The sequence below is a fragment of the Thalassorhabdomicrobium marinisediminis genome (assembly GCF_003072065.1).
Classification (GTDB): Bacteria; Pseudomonadota; Alphaproteobacteria; order Rhodobacterales; family Rhodobacteraceae; genus Octadecabacter; species Octadecabacter marinisediminis.
Genome location: NZ_QCYG01000001.1, coordinates 192,314 through 208,001 on the forward strand (window position 1 = coordinate 192,314; position 15,688 = coordinate 208,001).

The following is a 15,688-nucleotide window of genomic DNA, read 5'->3' on the forward strand; positions in this document are numbered from 1 at the left end:
TGGTAAACCGCGCGAACCCATCCCTGACGAGATAGACCCATGAACCTGTTTTCCGATATCCGCGCGCTTGTGATCGACTGCCTTGACGTTCTGGCCGCCGAAGGCGTTCTGCCCGACGGTCTGGCCTATGACAACGTCACGGTTGAGCCGCCCCGCGATCCGGCCCATGGCGACATGGCGACCAACGCGGCGATGGTGCTGGCCAAGCCTGCCCGTATGAAGCCGCGCGACATTGCCGATGCGCTGGCGGGCAAACTGGGCGCGGATGCGCGCATCAGCAGCGCCGAGGTGGCCGGACCGGGGTTCTTGAACCTGCGGCTTGCGGCGGGGGTCTGGGCCGATGTGGTGCGCGCCGCGCTCACCGATGCAAGCTACGGCACATCCGACATGGGGCAGGGCCGCAAGATCAACGTGGAATACGTCAGCGCCAACCCCACCGGCCCGCTGCACGTGGGCCACACGCGCGGCGCGATTTTCGGCGACGCACTGGCGTCCTTGCTGGATTACGCGGGCTACGATGTCACCCGCGAATACTATATCAACGATGGCGGCGGTCAGGTCGATGTCCTCGCCCGGTCGGTCTATCTGCGCTACCTTGAAGCCCACGGGCAAGAGGTCACCTTCGAGGATGGCACCTATCCCGGCGACTATCTGATTGCCGCGGGTGAGGCGCTCAAGGACAAAGTGGGCGATGCCTATGTGGGCAAGGACGAAGACGTCTGGCTGGCCGAGGTGCGCAGCTTTGCCACGGACGCGATGATGGACCTGATCCGCGAGGATCTGGCCGCGCTCGGCATCAAGATGGACGTCTTCTTCTCGGAGAAATCGCTGTACGGCACCGGCCGCATCGAACAGGCGATCGACGATCTGAAATCCAAGGACCTGATCTATTGGGGCACGCTGAAGCCGCCAAAGGGCAAGATGCCCGAGGATTGGGCCCCCCGCGAACAATGGCTGTTCAAGTCCACCGAGTTCGGCGATGACGAGGATCGCCCGGTGCAGAAGGGTGATGGCGCTTGGACCTATTTCGCCCCCGACATCGCCTATCACTATGACAAGGTGACGCGCGGCTTCGACGGTCTGGTCGACGTCTTCGGCGCGGACCACACCGGCTATGTCAAACGCATGAAGGCGGCGGTCGCGGCCCTGTCCGAGGGCAGGGTGCCGCTTGACATCAAGCTGGCGCAGATCGTGCGGCTGTTCAAGAACGGCCAGGAATTCAAGATGTCGAAGCGCGCCGGCACCTTCATCACGGTGCGCGATCTGGTCGATGAGGTGGGCAAGGACGTCGCCCGCTTCATCATGCTGACGCGCAAGAACGACACGCCCTTCGACTTCGATTTCGACAAGGCGGTCGAGCAGTCCAAGGACAACCCCGTGTTCTACGTGCAATACGCCAGCGCGCGGGTGCATTCGGTGCTGCGCAAAGCCGCCGAGGCGGGGATCGACACCTCCGATCCGGCGGCGGCGGACCTGTCGCTGGCCGCGCACGAGGCGGAGCTGGCGCTGGCCGGCAAGATCGCCGAATGGCCCCGCGTGGTCGAGGTAGCCGCCCGCACCCATGAGCCGCACCGCGTCGCCCTTTACCTTTACGACCTCGCGTCCGAGCTGCATTCGCTGTGGAATCGCGGCAACGACGATGCCTCTTTGCGCTTCCTGCAAGAGGATAACATCCCCGCAACACAGGCGAAAATCGCCCTGATCCGTGCCGCAAACGTTGTAATTTCCCACGGTCTGGGTATTTTGGGCGTAACTCCGGCAAAAGAGATGCGCTAAAGCGCACGTGTCTGGAGCGTTGAGGCGTAGTTTGGGATGAAGGCGCGGCCCTCATCCAGAGTGAGGCAGGCACATGGTTAAGTATTCAGACGACCCCGCTGCGGGTGAAACGGCGACTCCATCGGGGTTGGGCGCGGGCAAATACGTGAACGTGGCCGCGGCGGCGCTTTCCGTTGCGCTGATCGGTGGCGTCGGTGTCTGGGGCTACAAGCTGCTGGTGCGCGACGTGACCGGCATCCCCGTGGTGCGGGCGATGCAGGGCGACATGCGCGTGGCCCCCGAGAACCCGGGCGGCGAGATTGCCGCCCATGTGGGCCTTTCGGTCAATTCCGTCCCCGCAGACGGCGGCGCGGCAGAGCCGGAGGATCGCCTGATCCTTGCCCCCAGTCAGGTGAACCTGCAAGCGGAAGACATGGCCGTGGCACCGGTTCTGGCCGATGGGCGCGACGAAACCCCTGCCGCCGAGGCAGGTGAGGTCGTGGCCGCCGGATCGCCCGAGATCGCCGATCCGCTGGCCCAGTCCCCGACGCCCGCGGCCCTGACCGACGATGCGGACGATGGCGCGGACGCCGTGGCCGCGGTCGCCGCAACCTCCGAGCCTTCCGGCCCGCTGAGCGCCGAAGACGTGCTGGCGCTGGCCGACCAGATCGCATCGGGCTCCGAGCCCATGGGCGCGCTGGCCGAGGGTGAGGACGTGCCGGTTGCGGTGGCCGTCAACGGTGTGACAGTCGATCCCGACGTGATCCCCGACGCGGTGCCCGGTGTGCGCCGCTCGCCACGCCCCTCAAGCCGCCCGGCGCGACGGGTGGCCCCGGCGGCCGCGCCTGCCGCCTCCACTCCGGCACCACAGGCCCCGGCGCAGGTGACAACGGCCGCGATCCCCGAAGGGACGAAACTGGTGCAGCTTGGCGCCTTCGACAGCCCCGACATCGCGGCGAACGAATGGGCGCGGCTGACCGGGCGGTTCCCGGAGTTTTTCGACGGCAAGGATCAGGTTATCCAAGAAGCGAAGTCCGGCGGGCGCACCTTCTTCCGCCTGCGGGCCACAGGCTTCGCGGACCTGAGCGACGCACGGCGCTTCTGTTCGGCGATGTCCGCCGAGGGCGCGCCCTGCATCCCGGTCGTCGTGCGCTGATGCGGTTCAACGCAGCGATCTTCGGGCCGGAAGGTCCGGTCCTGACCGATTGGGAGAGGGGCTTTTTCCGCGACACACGCCCCTTTGGGTTCATCCTGTTTGCCCGCAACGTGGAAGACCCCAACCAGCTCAGCGGCCTGTGCGATGATTTGCGGGACGCGGCGGGCCATGACGCGCCCATCCTCGTGGATCAGGAAGGCGGGCGGGTGCAACGGCTGCGCGCGCCCCATTGGCGCGAATGGCTGCCGCCGCTGGAACAGATGCAGCGCGCCCGCGATCCGCTGCGCGCCATGTGGCTGCGCTACCGCCTGATTGCGGCCGAGCTGCGGCAGGTGGGGATCGACGCCAATTGCGCCCCCTGTGCCGACATTACGTCACGCAAGACTCACCCCTTTTTGCGCAACCGCTGTTACGGCGGCGACGCGGCGACAGTGCTGGACGCCGCGCGGGCCGTGGCCGAGGCGCATCTGGCGGGTGGCGTGCTGCCGGTGATGAAACACATTCCCGGCCACGGGCTAGCGGCGGTGGACAGCCACAAGGACCTGCCCCAGGTCGATGCAGCCCGCGCCGATCTGGAAGCGCAGGACTTTGTGCCTTTCACCGGGCTGGCCGATCTGCCCATGGGCATGACCGCTCATGTGATCTATGAGGCGATCGACCCTGATGCGCCCGCCACCACGTCGCGGACGGTGATGAACGTGATCCGTGAGCAGATCGGTTTTCAAGGCTTCCTGATGACCGACGATATCGGCATGGATGCGCTGGACGGCACGCCTGCGCAACGGGCCCATCGGGCCATTCTGGCGGGCTGCGACGCGGTGCTCCATTGTAACGGCAAAGCGCCCGAGATCGCCGCCGTGGCCGAGACTGTGGGCGAGATGACCGATGCCGCGCAGGCCCGCGCCGAAGCCGCCCTTGGCTGGCGCAAGACCCCCGCGCCCGTTGACATTGGCGCGCTGTCAGAGGAACTTGACGACCTGTTGAACTGACACCCGCAAGCGGTGGCGCACCGGCCCCCGCGGCGGCGCGTGAAAGGGTCTGATGAGCGAGACGAGCCTTTTTGCAAGCAACGTCAGCGAACGATTGGCCGCCGAGGCGCTGATCGTGGATGTGGACGGATTCGAAGGGCCGCTGGATCTGTTGCTGACCCTGTCGCGCACGCAAAAGGTCGATCTGCGACAGATTTCCGTGCTGGCGCTGGCGGAACAATACCTTGCCTTCATCCACAAGGCCCGCGATCTGCGGCTGGAGCTGGCGGCGGATTATCTGGTGATGGCCGCCTGGCTGGCGTTCCTGAAATCCCGGCTGCTGTTGCCGCCGGACCCCGCGGAAGAGGGGCCGTCGGGCGAAGAGCTGGCCGCGCATCTGGCGTTCCAGCTGGAACGGTTGGCCGCAATGCGCGATGCGGCGGCGAAGCTCATGGCGCGTGACCAGTTGGGCCGGGATTTCTTCGCCCGTGGCATCACCGAGGACGTGACCCGCACCCGGCGGGTGACCTATACCGCGACGTTGCTTGACCTCATGCAGGGCTATGCGCGGATCCGCACCAAGGACGAATTCCGCCCCTTCGTGATGGACCGCGACAAGGTCTTCACCATGGAAGAGGCGCTTGGCCGGATGCGCGGGCTGATCGGCTTTGCCGGTGATTGGACCGACATCCTGTCCTATCTTCCCGAAGGGTGGGAGGTGGACCCGATCAAGCGCCGCTCGGCCACCGCTTCGACCTTTGCGGCCTCGCTTGAGCTGGCGAAAGAGGGCCGCGTGGAAATCCGGCAAAGCGACACCTTCGCGCCGATCCAGATCAGGAAGAAAACCCATGACTGACACGCCCGCCACCGCAGCGGCCAACGACGACGCCCCCGAAGAGAGCCTGTTCGAGGCCCCGCCCATGGGCGAGCAGGAGCGGATGGTCGAAGCGATCCTGTTTGCCAGTGCCGAACCGGTGACCCTGCGCGATCTGGCCGGGCGGATGCCTCACGGCTGCGATCCGGCCGAAGCGCTGGTGCATCTGCGCAAACGCTATGAGGGGCGCGGCGTCACCCTGACCCGTGTGGGCGACGCCTGGGCCCTGCGCACGGCGGCCGATCTGGGCTTTTTGATGCAAAAGGAAACGGTCGAGACCCGCAAGCTCAGCCGCGCCGCGGTCGAGACACTCGCCATCGTCGCCTATCACCAGCCGGTGACCCGTGCCGAGATCGAGGAGATCCGCGGGGTCAGCGTCAGCCGCGGCACCATCGACCAGCTGATCGAGCTGGAATGGATCCGGTTTGGTCGCCGCCGCATGACACCGGGCCGCCCGGTGACCTTTGTCGTGACGCAGAATTTTCTCGACCACTTCGGTCTTGAAAGCGCCCGTGACCTTCCGGGGCTCAAGGAATTGCGCTCGGCCGGGCTGCTGGAAAGCCGGCCCGCGCCCCTGCCGGGGGGCGAGGACGGGGACGCAGAGGACGACAGCCAGTCCGAAATGTTCGATGAAAGCTAGGGGCGCGCGCCTTCGAATCGCCCGAATGTGCTGGCACACCATGGAAAACCGGGGTGATCCGGCCTATATCTGCAGGAACGAGCGGAGGGAAAGCCAATGAACCGACTGTTGAACATGGCGCTGCGGCTGATTATGAACAAGGGCATGAACCACGTGGCCAAACGCGGCGCGAAGCCCGGCCAGTCCCCCGCGCAGGCGCGCGAGGCGCAGCGAAACTCCCGTGAAAACATGCGCAAGATCCGCCACGCGTCCCGGATCATGCGCCGGATGGGGCGGTTTTAGGCCCCGCGCGGTAGTGTCTTATCGCGACCGCTCGTAGGCGCGCGACAGAGCGAGGGGTCGCGCTTCGCCGCCTAGGCGCGGAAGTGTTTCGACAGCTTCAGCCCCTGTCCTTGATAGTTCGACTTGATGTCCTGCCCATAGAGGGCGGCAGGACGCTCAGACATATGTTCATAGACGAGGCGGCCGACGATCTGCCCGTGCTCGAGCACAAAAGGCGCTTCATGGCAGCGCACCTCAAGCACGCCGCGCGATCCGGCCCCGCCTGCGCCATCCCAGCCGAAGCCGGGGTCGAAGAAACCCGCGTAATGGACGCGGAATTCGCCCACCATGGCCAGATAAGGGGCCATCTCGGCCGCGCAATCGGGGGGGATGGCGATGGCTTCGCGGCTGACCAGAATATAGAAGGCGCCGGGGTCGAGGATGATGCGACCCTCGCGGGTGCGCACCTCTTCCCAGAACTCCGCCGGATCGTAATGACCGATCCGCGCCAGATCGATCACCCCGGTGTGGGGCTTGGCGCGATAGCCCACAAGGTCGCCGCTGCGGGGTTCAAGATCGACCGAGAAGCCCAGCCCGTCCGAGATCAGCGCCGGACCATCGACGATGGGGGTCGCGTCGTGCAGGGCCGACAGGGCGGCATCATCCAAAAAGGTCTTGCCGTTGCGAAAGATGATCTGGTTCAGCATCAGCCCCGGCCGCACCAGAACCGAAAAGGAGCGGGGGCAGATTTCAACGTAAAGCGGCCCGTCGTAGCCTTCGGGGACGCGGTCGAACTCTACCCCGTCGTCGGTGATGATCCGGGTCAGAAGGTCCAGCCGCCCGGTCGAGGATTTGGCGCTGGCGGCTGCGGTCATGCCCTCGGGCAGGGCGAGCCGCTCCATAAGCGGCACGACGTAAACGCAGCCCTTTTCCAGCACCGCGCCGCCGGACAGGTCGATCTCGTGCATGGTGAACTGTGCCAGCCGGTCGCTGACGGTTTGCCCGCGCCCCGCCAGAAACGAGGCGCGCACGCGAAAGGCGCGCTCTGCCAGCCGCAGATCGAGCGAGGCCGGTTGCACCTGTCCGTCGCTCAGCGGTTGCGTCGCGGTGATGGCCCCTTGACCGATAAGGCCGTGGATCTGGGTGTCGGAAAGAACGCCTGTTTTCATCTCAAACCTTTGGTCCGGTTGCAAAAACGCCCGCCGACGCAAGAAGCGTGGCGGGCGGTTTTGTAATGGTCGGGCTAGCAGGACTCGAACCTGCGACCTTCCGTCCCCCAGACGGACGCGCTACCAGGCTGCGCCATAGCCCGACTTGATGCACCTCATACCGCACTGGCTGGTCAGGGCAAGATGAAAATCGCATCAATTGCCAAGTCTATTGGGTCGGAACCCGGTCGCGCAGGGTTTGCATCCGTTGCAGCAGGGGGGCGATCTCACCCGCGCGGCGCATCAGCGCCTCCGGCGGGGTTTTTTGCAGCAGATGGAAGAGGCGCGCGGGGGCCTTGCTGTCGGTGTCGGACGGATCGTCGGGGACGGTGATGGGCGGCGGCGCCGGTGTGGTTTCATCGGGCGTCGGGGCCGCTTCGGCCCGTGCGGGGTCCGCCGCAGGAGGTGTCGAGGTCGAATCGGTTGGTGCGTCCGGGTCCTCAGCGGGCGTCGGGGCCGGCTCGCTGCTGGCGGTGCTTGTAGGCGTTGGCGCGTCCGGCGTCTCTGTGACCTCCGCTGCGGCCTTGGCCGGTGCGGTCGGCGGCAGGGCAGGCGCATCCGCATGGGGCGGCAGGGCGTCTGTTTCGTCGGGCCGGGGCGGTGTCGTGGGCGATTCGTCGTCCTCCGGGGGCTGTGCCGCCTCACTCTCTGCGGGGGGCGTCTCGGCCTCTGCTTCCAACGGCGCAGGCGGAGCGGGATGCGAGACTGCCTCGGCGCCGGCGGGTGATTCCTCACCCGCGCCCCGCGCGCCGGTCTTGTCCTCGGCAGAGGAGAGGTTCAGCGACAGGGCCGGCCCGCGCGCTTCGACCTTGGGCAGGGTGACGACGTTGGAGATGTCGAGGTCCTGACCGGCGGGGACGGCGGGGGCGGCGGCGGTTGTTTGGTCCGTGGCCGGGGCAGGCGGGGGCACCGGCGTGCTGGTCCCCTCGATCGCGCCGTCCTGCGCGGCCTGCGCGTCCAGCAGCGCTTCGCCCACCTTGGCAATCTTGCGCACGCCCTCCTCTCGCAAGAGTTTCTGCGCGCCCTTGATCGTCAGCCCGTCGTCATGCAGCAGCTTCTTGATCCCGGCCAGCAGGTTCAGGTCAGCGGGGCGGTAATAGCGCCGCCCGCCCGCGCGTTTCACCGGCTTCACCTGCGTGAACTTGCTTTCCCAGAAGCGCAGCACATGGGCGGGCGTGTCGAGCGCCTCGGACACTTCGGAAATCGTGCGGAAGGCATCACGGGATTTGGACATATCTGCTCAGCCTTTGTGGGGCGTTATCGTTTGTTGCCCGCCGCCACACGGTCTTTCATCAGATGGCTGGGCCGGAAGCTCAGCACGCGGCGCGGGGTGATAGGCACTTCTTCGCCGGTTTTCGGATTGCGGCCGATGCGGGCGGCCTTGTCGCGAATCGAGAACGTCCCGAACGAGGAGATCTTGACGCTGTCCCCCCGGGCCAAAGCGTCGGACATATGGGTCAGCACGCTTTCCACCAGCTCGGCACTTTCGTTGCGCGACAGGCCCACCTCTTCGTGGACAGCCTCGGCGAGATCCATGCGGGTTAATGTCTTGTCGGTCATTCGGTCCCCCTGATTGGTGCCCGACTTTAGGCTGCGGCGAAAAGACAAGTCAATAACAGGGGGTTGTCGGCCGCGCCTTGGGCGAAATGGCGATCACCAACGCAGGACGACCGAGCCCCAGGCCAGCCCGCCGCCGATGGCTTCGGTGACCACCAGATCCCCGCGTTCGATCTGGCCGCGCTCCACCCCGACCGAGAGCGCAAGGGGGATCGAGGCCGCCGAGGTGTTGCCGTGGTCCTGCACCGTGAGCACGACCTTGTCCATGCTCATGCCTAGCTTCTTGGCGGTGCCCTGAATGATGCGGATGTTGGCCTGATGCGGCACGATCCAGTCCACATCACCGTGGCCAAGGCCCGCATTCTCAAGCGCGGCGTTGGCAGTTGAGGCAAGCTTTTCAACAGCTTGGCGGAACAGCGCATTGCCCTGCATCACCACGTGGCCGGTCTGGCCCGTGACCATGCCGCCGTCCACGTAGAGCATCTCGCGGTGCTGCCCATCGGAGTTCAGATCAACCCCGAGGATGCCGCGATCGCCGGTGGTTCCGTCCTCCTCGGACGCTTCAAGGATCAGCGCCCCGGCGCCGTCCCCGAACAGCACGCAGGTGCTGCGGTCGGTCATGTCGAGGATGCGCGAAAAGGTCTCGGAGCCGATGACCAGCACGCGCTTGGCCTGACCCGAGAGAATCAGCCCGTTCGCGGTGGAGAGGGCAAAGACGAATCCCGCGCAGACCGCCTGAATGTCGAAGGCAAAGCCGCGGGTCATGCCGATTTTGTGCTGCACCATCGTCGCGGAGGAGGGGAAGGTGCGGTCGGGCGTCGAGGTCGCGACAATGATCGCGTCGATGTCGTCCGGCTCCAAATCGGCGTTTTCGAGCGCGGCTTGCGCGGCCTTGGCCCCCAGATCCGATGTGAATTCGTCCTCGGCGGCGAAATGGCGGCGTTCGATGCCCGACCGCGTGCGAATCCATTCATCCGAGGTGTCCAGCGTGGCCTCGAACTCGGCGTTCGGCACGACCCGCTCCGGCAGGTAGTGTCCGACGCCACGAACCGTTGCGCGCAGTGTCATAAAGTCAGGTGTCCTTTGCCGTCTCCGAAGACGCATCTTCGATGTCGGTATCTTGGGCAAGGCTTGCTGCGGATGCAACCCGCGCCGCCAGTTTGTCCGTGAAGCCCGAGCGGGCGAGCTGCGCGGCAAGGGTCACGGCCGCCGCGACGCCCGTGGCATCGGCGCTGCCGTGGCTTTTGATGACCGTGCCGTTGAGGCCCAGAAAGACCCCGCCGTTGACGCGCCGCGGGTCGACCTTCTTGCGCAGCCGCTTGAGCGAGGACATGGCGAACAGCGCCGACATCTTCGACAGGACCGTTGCGGCAAAGGCCTCACGCAGGGAATCGGTGATCAGATTGGCGGTACCTTCGCCGGTTTTCAGCGCGACGTTGCCGGTGAACCCGTCGGTGACGACCACATCGACCCGCTGCGAGGGCAGGTCGCCCCCCTCAACGAAACCGACATATTCGAACTCGCCCTTGGGGGCGGCGCGGGCGATCAGCTCATGGGCGACTTTCAGCTCGGCGCGGCCCTTATGCTCTTCCACGCCGACGTTGAGCAGCCCCACGCGGGGCCGCTTGAGCCCCAACCCGTTGCGCGCGTAAGAGGCGCCCATCATCGCATAGGTCAAAAGATCCTCTTCATCGGCGCGAATGTCCGCGCCGGCATCGAGCATCACGTTGAAACCGGCGGCGTTGCGCGACGGCCAAAGGCAGGCAATCGCCGGCCGGTTGACCCCTTCGGCTTTGCGCAGGCGGATCATCGAGACCGCCATCAGCGCGCCGGTGTTGCCACAAGACACGCAGACCGAAGCCTCTTTGGTGCGCACGGCGTCGATCGCCGACCACATGGAGGTCGTCTTGCCGTGGCGCATCACGTGGGAGGGTTTGTCGGTCATGGCGACCACATCGGGCGCATGCACGATCGTGACCGCATGGCCCAGATCGCGCTTGGCGATCATCGGGGCAAGCGTGGCTTCATCCCCGTGCAACAGGATTTTGACGTCCGGCTCATCCCGCAGGAAAAGCGCAAGGCCCGCAACAACAGGTGCGGGCCCTTCGTCGCCGCCCATGGCGTCGACGGATAGAACAAGTGCAGCTTTGGTGTCAGAACCGGACATGTGACCCCTTTCCGACAACCCTATGGCTTAGGCTGCGTCGTCGTCCAGATCGATTTCATCCGCCTGTGCGACCACTTCGCGGTCGGCGTAGGAACCGCAGGACGGGCAAACGTGGTGCGGGCGCTTAAGCTCACCGCAGGACGTGCATTCGTTCGGGTTCGCACCGTCAAGCGCGTGGTGGGACCGGCGGTTGTTCCGGCGGGATTTGGAGATTTTATTCTGTGGGACAGCCATGTCGCAACCTCGGGGTAGGGGGCGCCCGATTCTGCGGGGACCCTGGTGAATTTCGTGTTTCGGATCGTATCAAGGGCGGGCTTTAGGCGATAATGCGCAGCCTGTCGAGACGTGATCTGAAAGGAAGCGCGAACATACTGTTTTCGCGCCGGATGGCAACCGTTTTTCTGCGCCGACCGGCGGGGGCGTCAGTCGTCCGTCTCGTCCTTGCTGGCAAGGCTGTCGCGCAGGGCCTGCAGACCCGCGAAGGGGCGGGCCTCTTCGTCGGTCATCGGCGTCTTGCCCGGTTCGGTGAACATGGCGCGCCCGTCGGTGCCGGTCTCCACCCCCTCTTTGCGGGGATAGGCGGGCAGGGCCAGCGCCAGCGCCTCGAGTGCGACGTCATAAAGATCGAGCGTGGCCGGCAGCGGATCGGCGGTGTCATCCTCGGTCAGCTCGACCTCTTCCGCGGCGGGATATTCGAAATCCGCCATGAAGGTGCGCGCGACCGTCTCGTCGATCCGCGTATTCACCGGCTCAAGCGTGACGACGCAGGCCTGCTCGACCGTGGCACCCAACGTGCCCTCAAGCCGCCAGTCGCTTTTGCCCATGGGCGACAGCACCCCTTCAAAGCGGAACTTCCGCAGGCCGGGCACGCCGAGTTCTTGCGCCAGCGCCGCGCGGGCCTGCGCATCGGGCTGCAGATCGAAGCCCGTGCGTTTGCGGTTCGGCAGGTCGGCAAAGCGGACCCGATGGCGGGGAAGATCACTCATGCGAAGGCACCCTTGAATAACGTCGCGTGTTGCCTGTAAATGCGGTAAAAGCCATCAGAAGCCAAGACGAGATCACAGGTTGGGGAACGATATGAGCACGACAGCACGCAAATCCCGCGCAGTTCTGGCCGCCTGTGTGCTGGCCATGACGGTCGGCTGCACCACCCTGTATCGCAACCACGGCTATGCGCCCAGCGATGCGCAACTGTCCGAAGTGCTGATCGGCGTGGACACCCGCGCCACGGTGGCCGACACGCTTGGCCCCCCGACGGCGGGCGGCGTGGCGACGGGCAGCGACTATTACTACGTGCAAAGCCGGTTCCAGCTTTATGGCCCGCTTGAGCCGCGCGAAATCGACCGTGAGGTTGTGGCGATCCGCTTTGACAGCGCCGGCGTGGTTGAGAATGTCGAGCGGTTCGGGCTGGAGAATGGCAACGTGGTGCCCTTGTCGCGCCGTGTGACCGAGCGCAACGTGCGCGACACGACCTTCCTGCGCCAGCTTTTCGGCTCGATCGGACGGTTCGACGCGGGCGATTTCCTGGGCGACAGCTAGAAACCATGCAACACGCGCGGCCCGCAGCATGACGCGACGGTCCACGCCGCCCCGGTTGCCCGCCCCGTTTTCGCGCGGCGGCTTCACTGTGCGGTTCGCAGGGGACACAGACGACCAGCACCGGGCGCAAGAGCTGCGACATCTCTGTTTCATCGACGCCGCCGGACGTCCGGCAAAGCCAGGCGCGCGCGATGCGGACCGCTTCGATCCGCTGTGCGATCATGTGCTGGTCGAGGCTGCGGGCCGTCTGGTCTGCACCTTCCGTCTGATGCCCTATGCCAATGGCGCAGAGGCGCGGGGCGGTTATACCGCGGGCCATTACGACCTGAGAGCACTTGCGGACCATCCCGGACCGATGGTGGAGCTTGGCCGTTTCTGCATCGCGCCGGGGGGTGAGGGTGCGGACCTGTTGCGCGTCGCATGGGGGATGGTCGCCGCCTATGTGGACAGCATTGATGCGGCGCTTCTGTTCGGATGCTCGTCTTTCGCGGGGACGGACCCGCAGCCCTATGGCGCGGCCTTCGACCTTCTGGCCGCGCGGCATCTGGCCCCTGTACCTTGGCGGGTGGGGCGCGGCGCGCGTCCGGCGGTGGCCTTTGCAGACAGCGCCGCACCGGTGACCGATCATCGCCAAGCGCTGGGGCAGGTGCCGCCCCTGTTGCGCAGCTATCTGACCATGGGCGGCTGGGTCAGCGACCATGCGGTGATCGACCATGAAATGAACACCCTGCACGTCTTCACCGGTCTGCAAATCTCCGCGATCCCGCCCGCCCGGGCGCGGGCCTTGCGCGCCATAGCCGCCGAAGCCGGGGCCGGCTGACGACGTGGCCCCCGCGAAGGGGGTTGCAGGTTGCAGGGCGGGGGGCTAGCAGACCCCTATGGCCCGGACACCCCTTTTACAACTGACCGACATCGCGCTGACCTTCGGCGGCGATCCCGTATTCGACGACCTCTCGCTGGTGGTGCAACCGGGGGACCGGGTGGCCCTTGTGGGGCGCAACGGCTCGGGCAAGTCCACGTTGCTTAAGGTGATGGCCGGATTGGTCGAGGTGGACCACGGCGGCGTCGTCTCGGCCCCCGGCGTCACCGTTGGCTACATGGAGCAGGACCCCACGATGGAAGGCTGCGCCACCTTGGGCGACTACGCTGCCAGCGGGCTGGACATCTCAGAGGCGTGGAAGGTTGAGGCTGTGGCCGAAGGGTTGAAGTTCGACCCCGCCCGCGACGTCAACGTAGCCTCGGGCGGAGAGCGGCGGCGCGCGGCGCTGGCCAAGCTCATGGCCGAAGAGCCGGGGTTGATGCTGCTGGACGAGCCGACGAACCACATGGACATCGAAGCGATCCGCTGGCTGGAGCGCGAACTGGGCCAGACCCGCGCGGGATTCGTGGTGATCTCGCACGACCGCGCGTTCCTCAATGCGCTGACCCGGGCGACGCTCTGGATCGACCGGGGCCGCGTACGACGGCAGGAAAAAGGGTTCGAGCATTTCGAGGCGTGGCGCGACAAGGTTTGGGAAGAAGAGGACCAGCAGCGCCACAAGCTGAACCGGAAAATCAAGGAAGAGGCCCGCTGGGCCGTCGAAGGCATCTCTGCCCGCCGGACCCGCAACCAGGGCCGTGTGCGCGCGCTGCAGGCGCTGCGTGAAGAGCGGGCCAGCCAGATCCGCAGGCAGGGCACCGCGGCGATGGTGCTCGAAGCGGGTGCGACCTCGGGCAAGAAGGTGATCGAGGCCAAGGGCCTGACCAAGTCCTTCGACGGCAAACAGATCGTGCGCGGCTTCGATATCGACATCCAGCGCGGTGACCGGATCGCTTTCGTTGGCCCCAATGGCGTCGGGAAAACCACGCTTATCAAGATGTTGCTGGGGGAAGTTGACCCCGATGAAGGATCGGTCAAACACGGCACCAACCTGCAGATCGCGGTCTTTGATCAGGCGCGTGCGCAACTGGCGCCGGACCGCACGCTCTGGGACAATCTGACCTCGGATCCCGCCATGGCGGTGAGCGGAAAAAGCGATCAGATCATGGTGCGCGGACAGCCGAAACACGTGGTCGGCTACCTCAAGGAATTCCTGTTCGACGAGGCGCAGGTGCGCGCGCCGGTGCGGTCCCTTTCGGGGGGCGAGAAGGCGCGGCTGCTGCTGGCGCGGCTGATGGCGCGGGAAAGCAACGTGCTGGTGCTTGATGAGCCGACGAACGATCTGGACATTGAAACTCTGGACCTGTTGCAAGACCTGTTGGGCGAGTATCCCGGCACGGTGATGCTGGTCAGCCACGACCGTGATTTCATCGACCGCGTGGCCACCACCACCATCGCCATGGAGGGCGACGGCCGCGCCGTGACCTATGCCGGCGGCTGGAGCGATTATCAAAGCCAGCGCGCAGAAGAGGTGCGCGCGGACCGCAAAGCCGAAACACCCCCCGCAAAGGCCGAGAAACCCGCCGCCAAAGCCGCATCCGTTGGGGAAAAAGCCCCAGCAGCAGGCCTCAGCTTCACCGAGAAGCACCGGCTTGAGGCTTTGCCCGCCGAAATCGAACGGCTGGAAGCGGAAATCGCCAAGTTGGAGCAGCTCATGACGGACCCGGAGCTGTTCACGCGCGAGCCTGTGAAGTTCCAGAAAGCCACCGAGGCGCTGGTGGAACGGCAGGCGAAACTCGCCGCGGCGGAAGAGGAATGGCTGGAGCTGGCGGAGAGGGCGGACTAGGCCCGCTCGCGCCGTTTTGCCTCGTCCCAAAGCGCGTCCATCTCGGCCAAGTCACTGTCCGCAGGGGATTTTCCCCGCGCGGCCAGCAGGTCTTCGACCGCCTCGAACCGGCGCTGGAACTTGCCGTTCGCGGCGCGCAACGCCTCTTCGGGGTTCACGTCCAAATGCCGCGCAAGGTTGGCCATGACGAACAGCAGATCGCCCACTTCCTCGCTCAGCGCTTCATGGCTGAGCGTGTCGCGCGCCTCGACCACCTCCTGCGCTTCCTCGGCGATCTTGTCGATCACATCGGCCACATCGGGCCAGTCGAACCCCACGCGGGCCGCGCGTTTTTGCAGTTTCAACGCGCGTAGCAGCGCGGGCAGGCCCACGGCGACCCCGTCCAGCGTGCGCCCCTCGTCGCGGTTGGCGCGTTCGGCGGCCTTGATCGCCTCCCAATCGGCGGTCTGCTGATCGGCGGATTTGTCCCGCGATTCGTCGCCGAAGACATGGGGGTGCCGCGCGACCATCTTGTCGGACATGGTGCGGGCCACATCGGCAAAATCGAAATGCCCGGCTTCCTCGGCCATCTGAGCGTGGAACACCGATTGAAACAGCAGATCGCCCAACTCGCCGCGCAGATCCGCCATATCGTCGCGCGCGATGGCATCGGCGACCTCGTAAGCCTCTTCGATGGTATAGGGCGCGATGGTGGCGAAGGTCTGCTCAAGGTCCCAGGGGCAACCCGTGGCCGGGTCGCGCAGGGCGCGCATGATCGCCAGAAGACGGTCCATCTGGCGGGCGGGGTCGGTGCTGTGGATCAGGGGATCGTGGGGCCGTGTCTGGGGCATTGAGGGCGCGCTCCTTTGCTGTCAGAGT

General features: G+C 65.9%; 17 protein-coding genes and 1 tRNA gene. 9 read left to right on the forward strand and 9 right to left on the reverse strand.

The annotated features are described in order from the left end of the window. Positions 1-39: 39 nt before the first annotated feature. The 6 genes from argS (at position 40) to DC363_RS01000 (ending at position 5,675) form a co-directional block, all read left to right on the forward strand. Entirely contained in the window at positions 40-1,776 is a 1,737-nt protein-coding gene (argS, locus tag DC363_RS00975) for an arginine--tRNA ligase (RefSeq protein WP_108639256.1), read from the forward strand. Between the two features lie 73 nt (positions 1,777-1,849). Beyond that, complete coding sequence (locus DC363_RS00980) at positions 1,850-2,911, forward strand: SPOR domain-containing protein (RefSeq protein WP_108639257.1); 1,062 nt, start codon at positions 1,850-1,852, stop codon at positions 2,909-2,911. After that, a complete protein-coding gene (locus DC363_RS00985; protein ID WP_108639258.1) occupies positions 2,911-3,900 on the forward strand; it encodes a glycoside hydrolase family 3 N-terminal domain-containing protein in 990 nt (329 codons plus the stop codon). The genes DC363_RS00980 and DC363_RS00985 overlap by 1 nt, the downstream gene beginning before the upstream one ends. Before the next feature lie 52 nt (positions 3,901-3,952). Continuing rightward, positions 3,953-4,735: a segregation and condensation protein A gene (locus tag DC363_RS00990; protein WP_108639259.1), complete on the forward strand. Its 783-nt coding sequence runs from the start codon at positions 3,953-3,955 to the stop codon at positions 4,733-4,735. Beyond that, positions 4,728-5,393, forward strand: a complete 666-nt coding sequence (scpB, locus tag DC363_RS00995) for an SMC-Scp complex subunit ScpB (RefSeq protein ID WP_108639260.1) — start codon at positions 4,728-4,730, stop codon at positions 5,391-5,393. Before DC363_RS00990 ends, scpB begins: the two co-directional genes overlap by 8 nt. Positions 5,394-5,489: 96 nt before the next feature. Continuing rightward, positions 5,490-5,675 (forward strand): hypothetical protein, encoded by a 186-nt coding sequence (locus DC363_RS01000; protein WP_108639261.1) that lies wholly within the window; start codon positions 5,490-5,492, stop codon positions 5,673-5,675. Positions 5,676-5,746: 71 nt separating this feature from the next. Here the strand turns inward: DC363_RS01000 and DC363_RS01005 are convergent, their stop codons facing one another. From DC363_RS01005 to DC363_RS01040, 8 genes are all read right to left on the reverse strand, one after another. Continuing rightward, positions 5,747-6,823, reverse strand: coding sequence for a 2'-deoxycytidine 5'-triphosphate deaminase (locus tag DC363_RS01005; RefSeq protein ID WP_108639262.1), 1,077 nt, complete (start codon positions 6,821-6,823; stop codon positions 5,747-5,749). A 66-nt stretch (positions 6,824-6,889) separates the two neighbouring features. After that, a tRNA-Pro gene (locus tag DC363_RS01010) sits at positions 6,890-6,966 on the reverse strand. A 65-nt stretch (positions 6,967-7,031) separates the two neighbouring features. Then, positions 7,032-8,096 carry a MerR family transcriptional regulator gene (locus DC363_RS17065; RefSeq protein ID WP_241962887.1) on the reverse strand — a complete coding sequence of 355 codons (1,065 nt, stop codon included), beginning with the start codon at positions 8,094-8,096 and terminating at the stop codon, positions 7,032-7,034. A 23-nt stretch (positions 8,097-8,119) separates the two neighbouring features. Further along, entirely contained in the window at positions 8,120-8,422 is a 303-nt protein-coding gene (gene ihfA, locus DC363_RS01020) for an integration host factor subunit alpha (RefSeq protein ID WP_108639263.1), read from the reverse strand. A gap of 93 nt (positions 8,423-8,515) precedes the next feature. Then, entirely contained in the window at positions 8,516-9,487 is a 972-nt protein-coding gene (locus DC363_RS01025; protein ID WP_108639264.1) for a beta-ketoacyl-ACP synthase III, read from the reverse strand. A gap of 4 nt (positions 9,488-9,491) precedes the next feature. Beyond that, positions 9,492-10,586 (reverse strand): phosphate acyltransferase PlsX, encoded by a 1,095-nt coding sequence (gene plsX, locus DC363_RS01030; protein WP_108639265.1) that lies wholly within the window; start codon positions 10,584-10,586, stop codon positions 9,492-9,494. A gap of 27 nt (positions 10,587-10,613) precedes the next feature. Continuing rightward, entirely contained in the window at positions 10,614-10,820 is a 207-nt protein-coding gene (gene rpmF / locus DC363_RS01035) for a 50S ribosomal protein L32 (RefSeq protein ID WP_108639266.1), read from the reverse strand. A gap of 188 nt (positions 10,821-11,008) precedes the next feature. Further along, entirely contained in the window at positions 11,009-11,572 is a 564-nt protein-coding gene (locus DC363_RS01040) for a YceD family protein (protein WP_108639267.1), read from the reverse strand. 91 nt (positions 11,573-11,663) lie between these two features. Between DC363_RS01040 and DC363_RS01045 the strand changes: the two genes are divergently transcribed. The 3 genes from DC363_RS01045 to DC363_RS01055 are packed head-to-tail and all read left to right on the forward strand — an operon-like array spanning position 11,664 to position 14,830. Further along, positions 11,664-12,125 (forward strand): outer membrane protein assembly factor BamE, encoded by a 462-nt coding sequence (locus DC363_RS01045; protein ID WP_108639268.1) that lies wholly within the window; start codon positions 11,664-11,666, stop codon positions 12,123-12,125. Positions 12,126-12,153: 28 nt separating this feature from the next. Next, positions 12,154-12,945, forward strand: coding sequence for a GNAT family N-acetyltransferase (locus DC363_RS01050; protein ID WP_108639269.1), 792 nt, complete (start codon positions 12,154-12,156; stop codon positions 12,943-12,945). Between the two features lie 58 nt (positions 12,946-13,003). Then, positions 13,004-14,830 (forward strand): ABC-F family ATP-binding cassette domain-containing protein, encoded by a 1,827-nt coding sequence (locus DC363_RS01055; RefSeq protein ID WP_108639270.1) that lies wholly within the window; start codon positions 13,004-13,006, stop codon positions 14,828-14,830. On the opposite strand, the gene mazG is transcribed toward DC363_RS01055, so the two are convergent. Continuing rightward, positions 14,827-15,660: a nucleoside triphosphate pyrophosphohydrolase gene (mazG, locus tag DC363_RS01060; protein WP_108639271.1), complete on the reverse strand. Its 834-nt coding sequence runs from the start codon at positions 15,658-15,660 to the stop codon at positions 14,827-14,829. The two genes, DC363_RS01055 and mazG, sit on opposite strands and share 4 nt — an antisense overlap. Positions 15,661-15,688: the final 28 nt, after the last annotated feature.

What these genes read in the sequence shown, in the direction of transcription:
- argS (WP_108639256.1), top strand. Translation starts at nt 40, where the DNA reads ATGAACCTGTTTTCCGATATCCGCGCGCTTGTGATCGACTGCCTTGAC.
- DC363_RS00980 (WP_108639257.1), top strand. Translation starts at nt 1,850, where the DNA reads ATGGTTAAGTATTCAGACGACCCCGCTGCGGGTGAAACGGCGACTCCA.
- DC363_RS00985 (WP_108639258.1), top strand. Translation starts at nt 2,911, where the DNA reads ATGCGGTTCAACGCAGCGATCTTCGGGCCGGAAGGTCCGGTCCTGACC.
- DC363_RS00990 (WP_108639259.1), top strand. Translation starts at nt 3,953, where the DNA reads ATGAGCGAGACGAGCCTTTTTGCAAGCAACGTCAGCGAACGATTGGCC.
- scpB (WP_108639260.1), top strand. Translation starts at nt 4,728, where the DNA reads ATGACTGACACGCCCGCCACCGCAGCGGCCAACGACGACGCCCCCGAA.
- DC363_RS01000 (WP_108639261.1), top strand. Translation starts at nt 5,490, where the DNA reads ATGAACCGACTGTTGAACATGGCGCTGCGGCTGATTATGAACAAGGGC.
- DC363_RS01005 (WP_108639262.1), bottom strand. Translation starts at nt 6,823, where the DNA reads ATGAAAACAGGCGTTCTTTCCGACACCCAGATCCACGGCCTTATCGGT.
- DC363_RS17065 (WP_241962887.1), bottom strand. Translation starts at nt 8,096, where the DNA reads ATGTCCAAATCCCGTGATGCCTTCCGCACGATTTCCGAAGTGTCCGAG.
- ihfA (WP_108639263.1), bottom strand. Translation starts at nt 8,422, where the DNA reads ATGACCGACAAGACATTAACCCGCATGGATCTCGCCGAGGCTGTCCAC.
- DC363_RS01025 (WP_108639264.1), bottom strand. Translation starts at nt 9,487, where the DNA reads ATGACACTGCGCGCAACGGTTCGTGGCGTCGGACACTACCTGCCGGAG.
- plsX (WP_108639265.1), bottom strand. Translation starts at nt 10,586, where the DNA reads ATGTCCGGTTCTGACACCAAAGCTGCACTTGTTCTATCCGTCGACGCC.
- rpmF (WP_108639266.1), bottom strand. Translation starts at nt 10,820, where the DNA reads ATGGCTGTCCCACAGAATAAAATCTCCAAATCCCGCCGGAACAACCGC.
- DC363_RS01040 (WP_108639267.1), bottom strand. Translation starts at nt 11,572, where the DNA reads ATGAGTGATCTTCCCCGCCATCGGGTCCGCTTTGCCGACCTGCCGAAC.
- DC363_RS01045 (WP_108639268.1), top strand. Translation starts at nt 11,664, where the DNA reads ATGAGCACGACAGCACGCAAATCCCGCGCAGTTCTGGCCGCCTGTGTG.
- DC363_RS01050 (WP_108639269.1), top strand. Translation starts at nt 12,154, where the DNA reads ATGACGCGACGGTCCACGCCGCCCCGGTTGCCCGCCCCGTTTTCGCGC.
- DC363_RS01055 (WP_108639270.1), top strand. Translation starts at nt 13,004, where the DNA reads ATGGCCCGGACACCCCTTTTACAACTGACCGACATCGCGCTGACCTTC.
- mazG (WP_108639271.1), bottom strand. Translation starts at nt 15,660, where the DNA reads ATGCCCCAGACACGGCCCCACGATCCCCTGATCCACAGCACCGACCCC.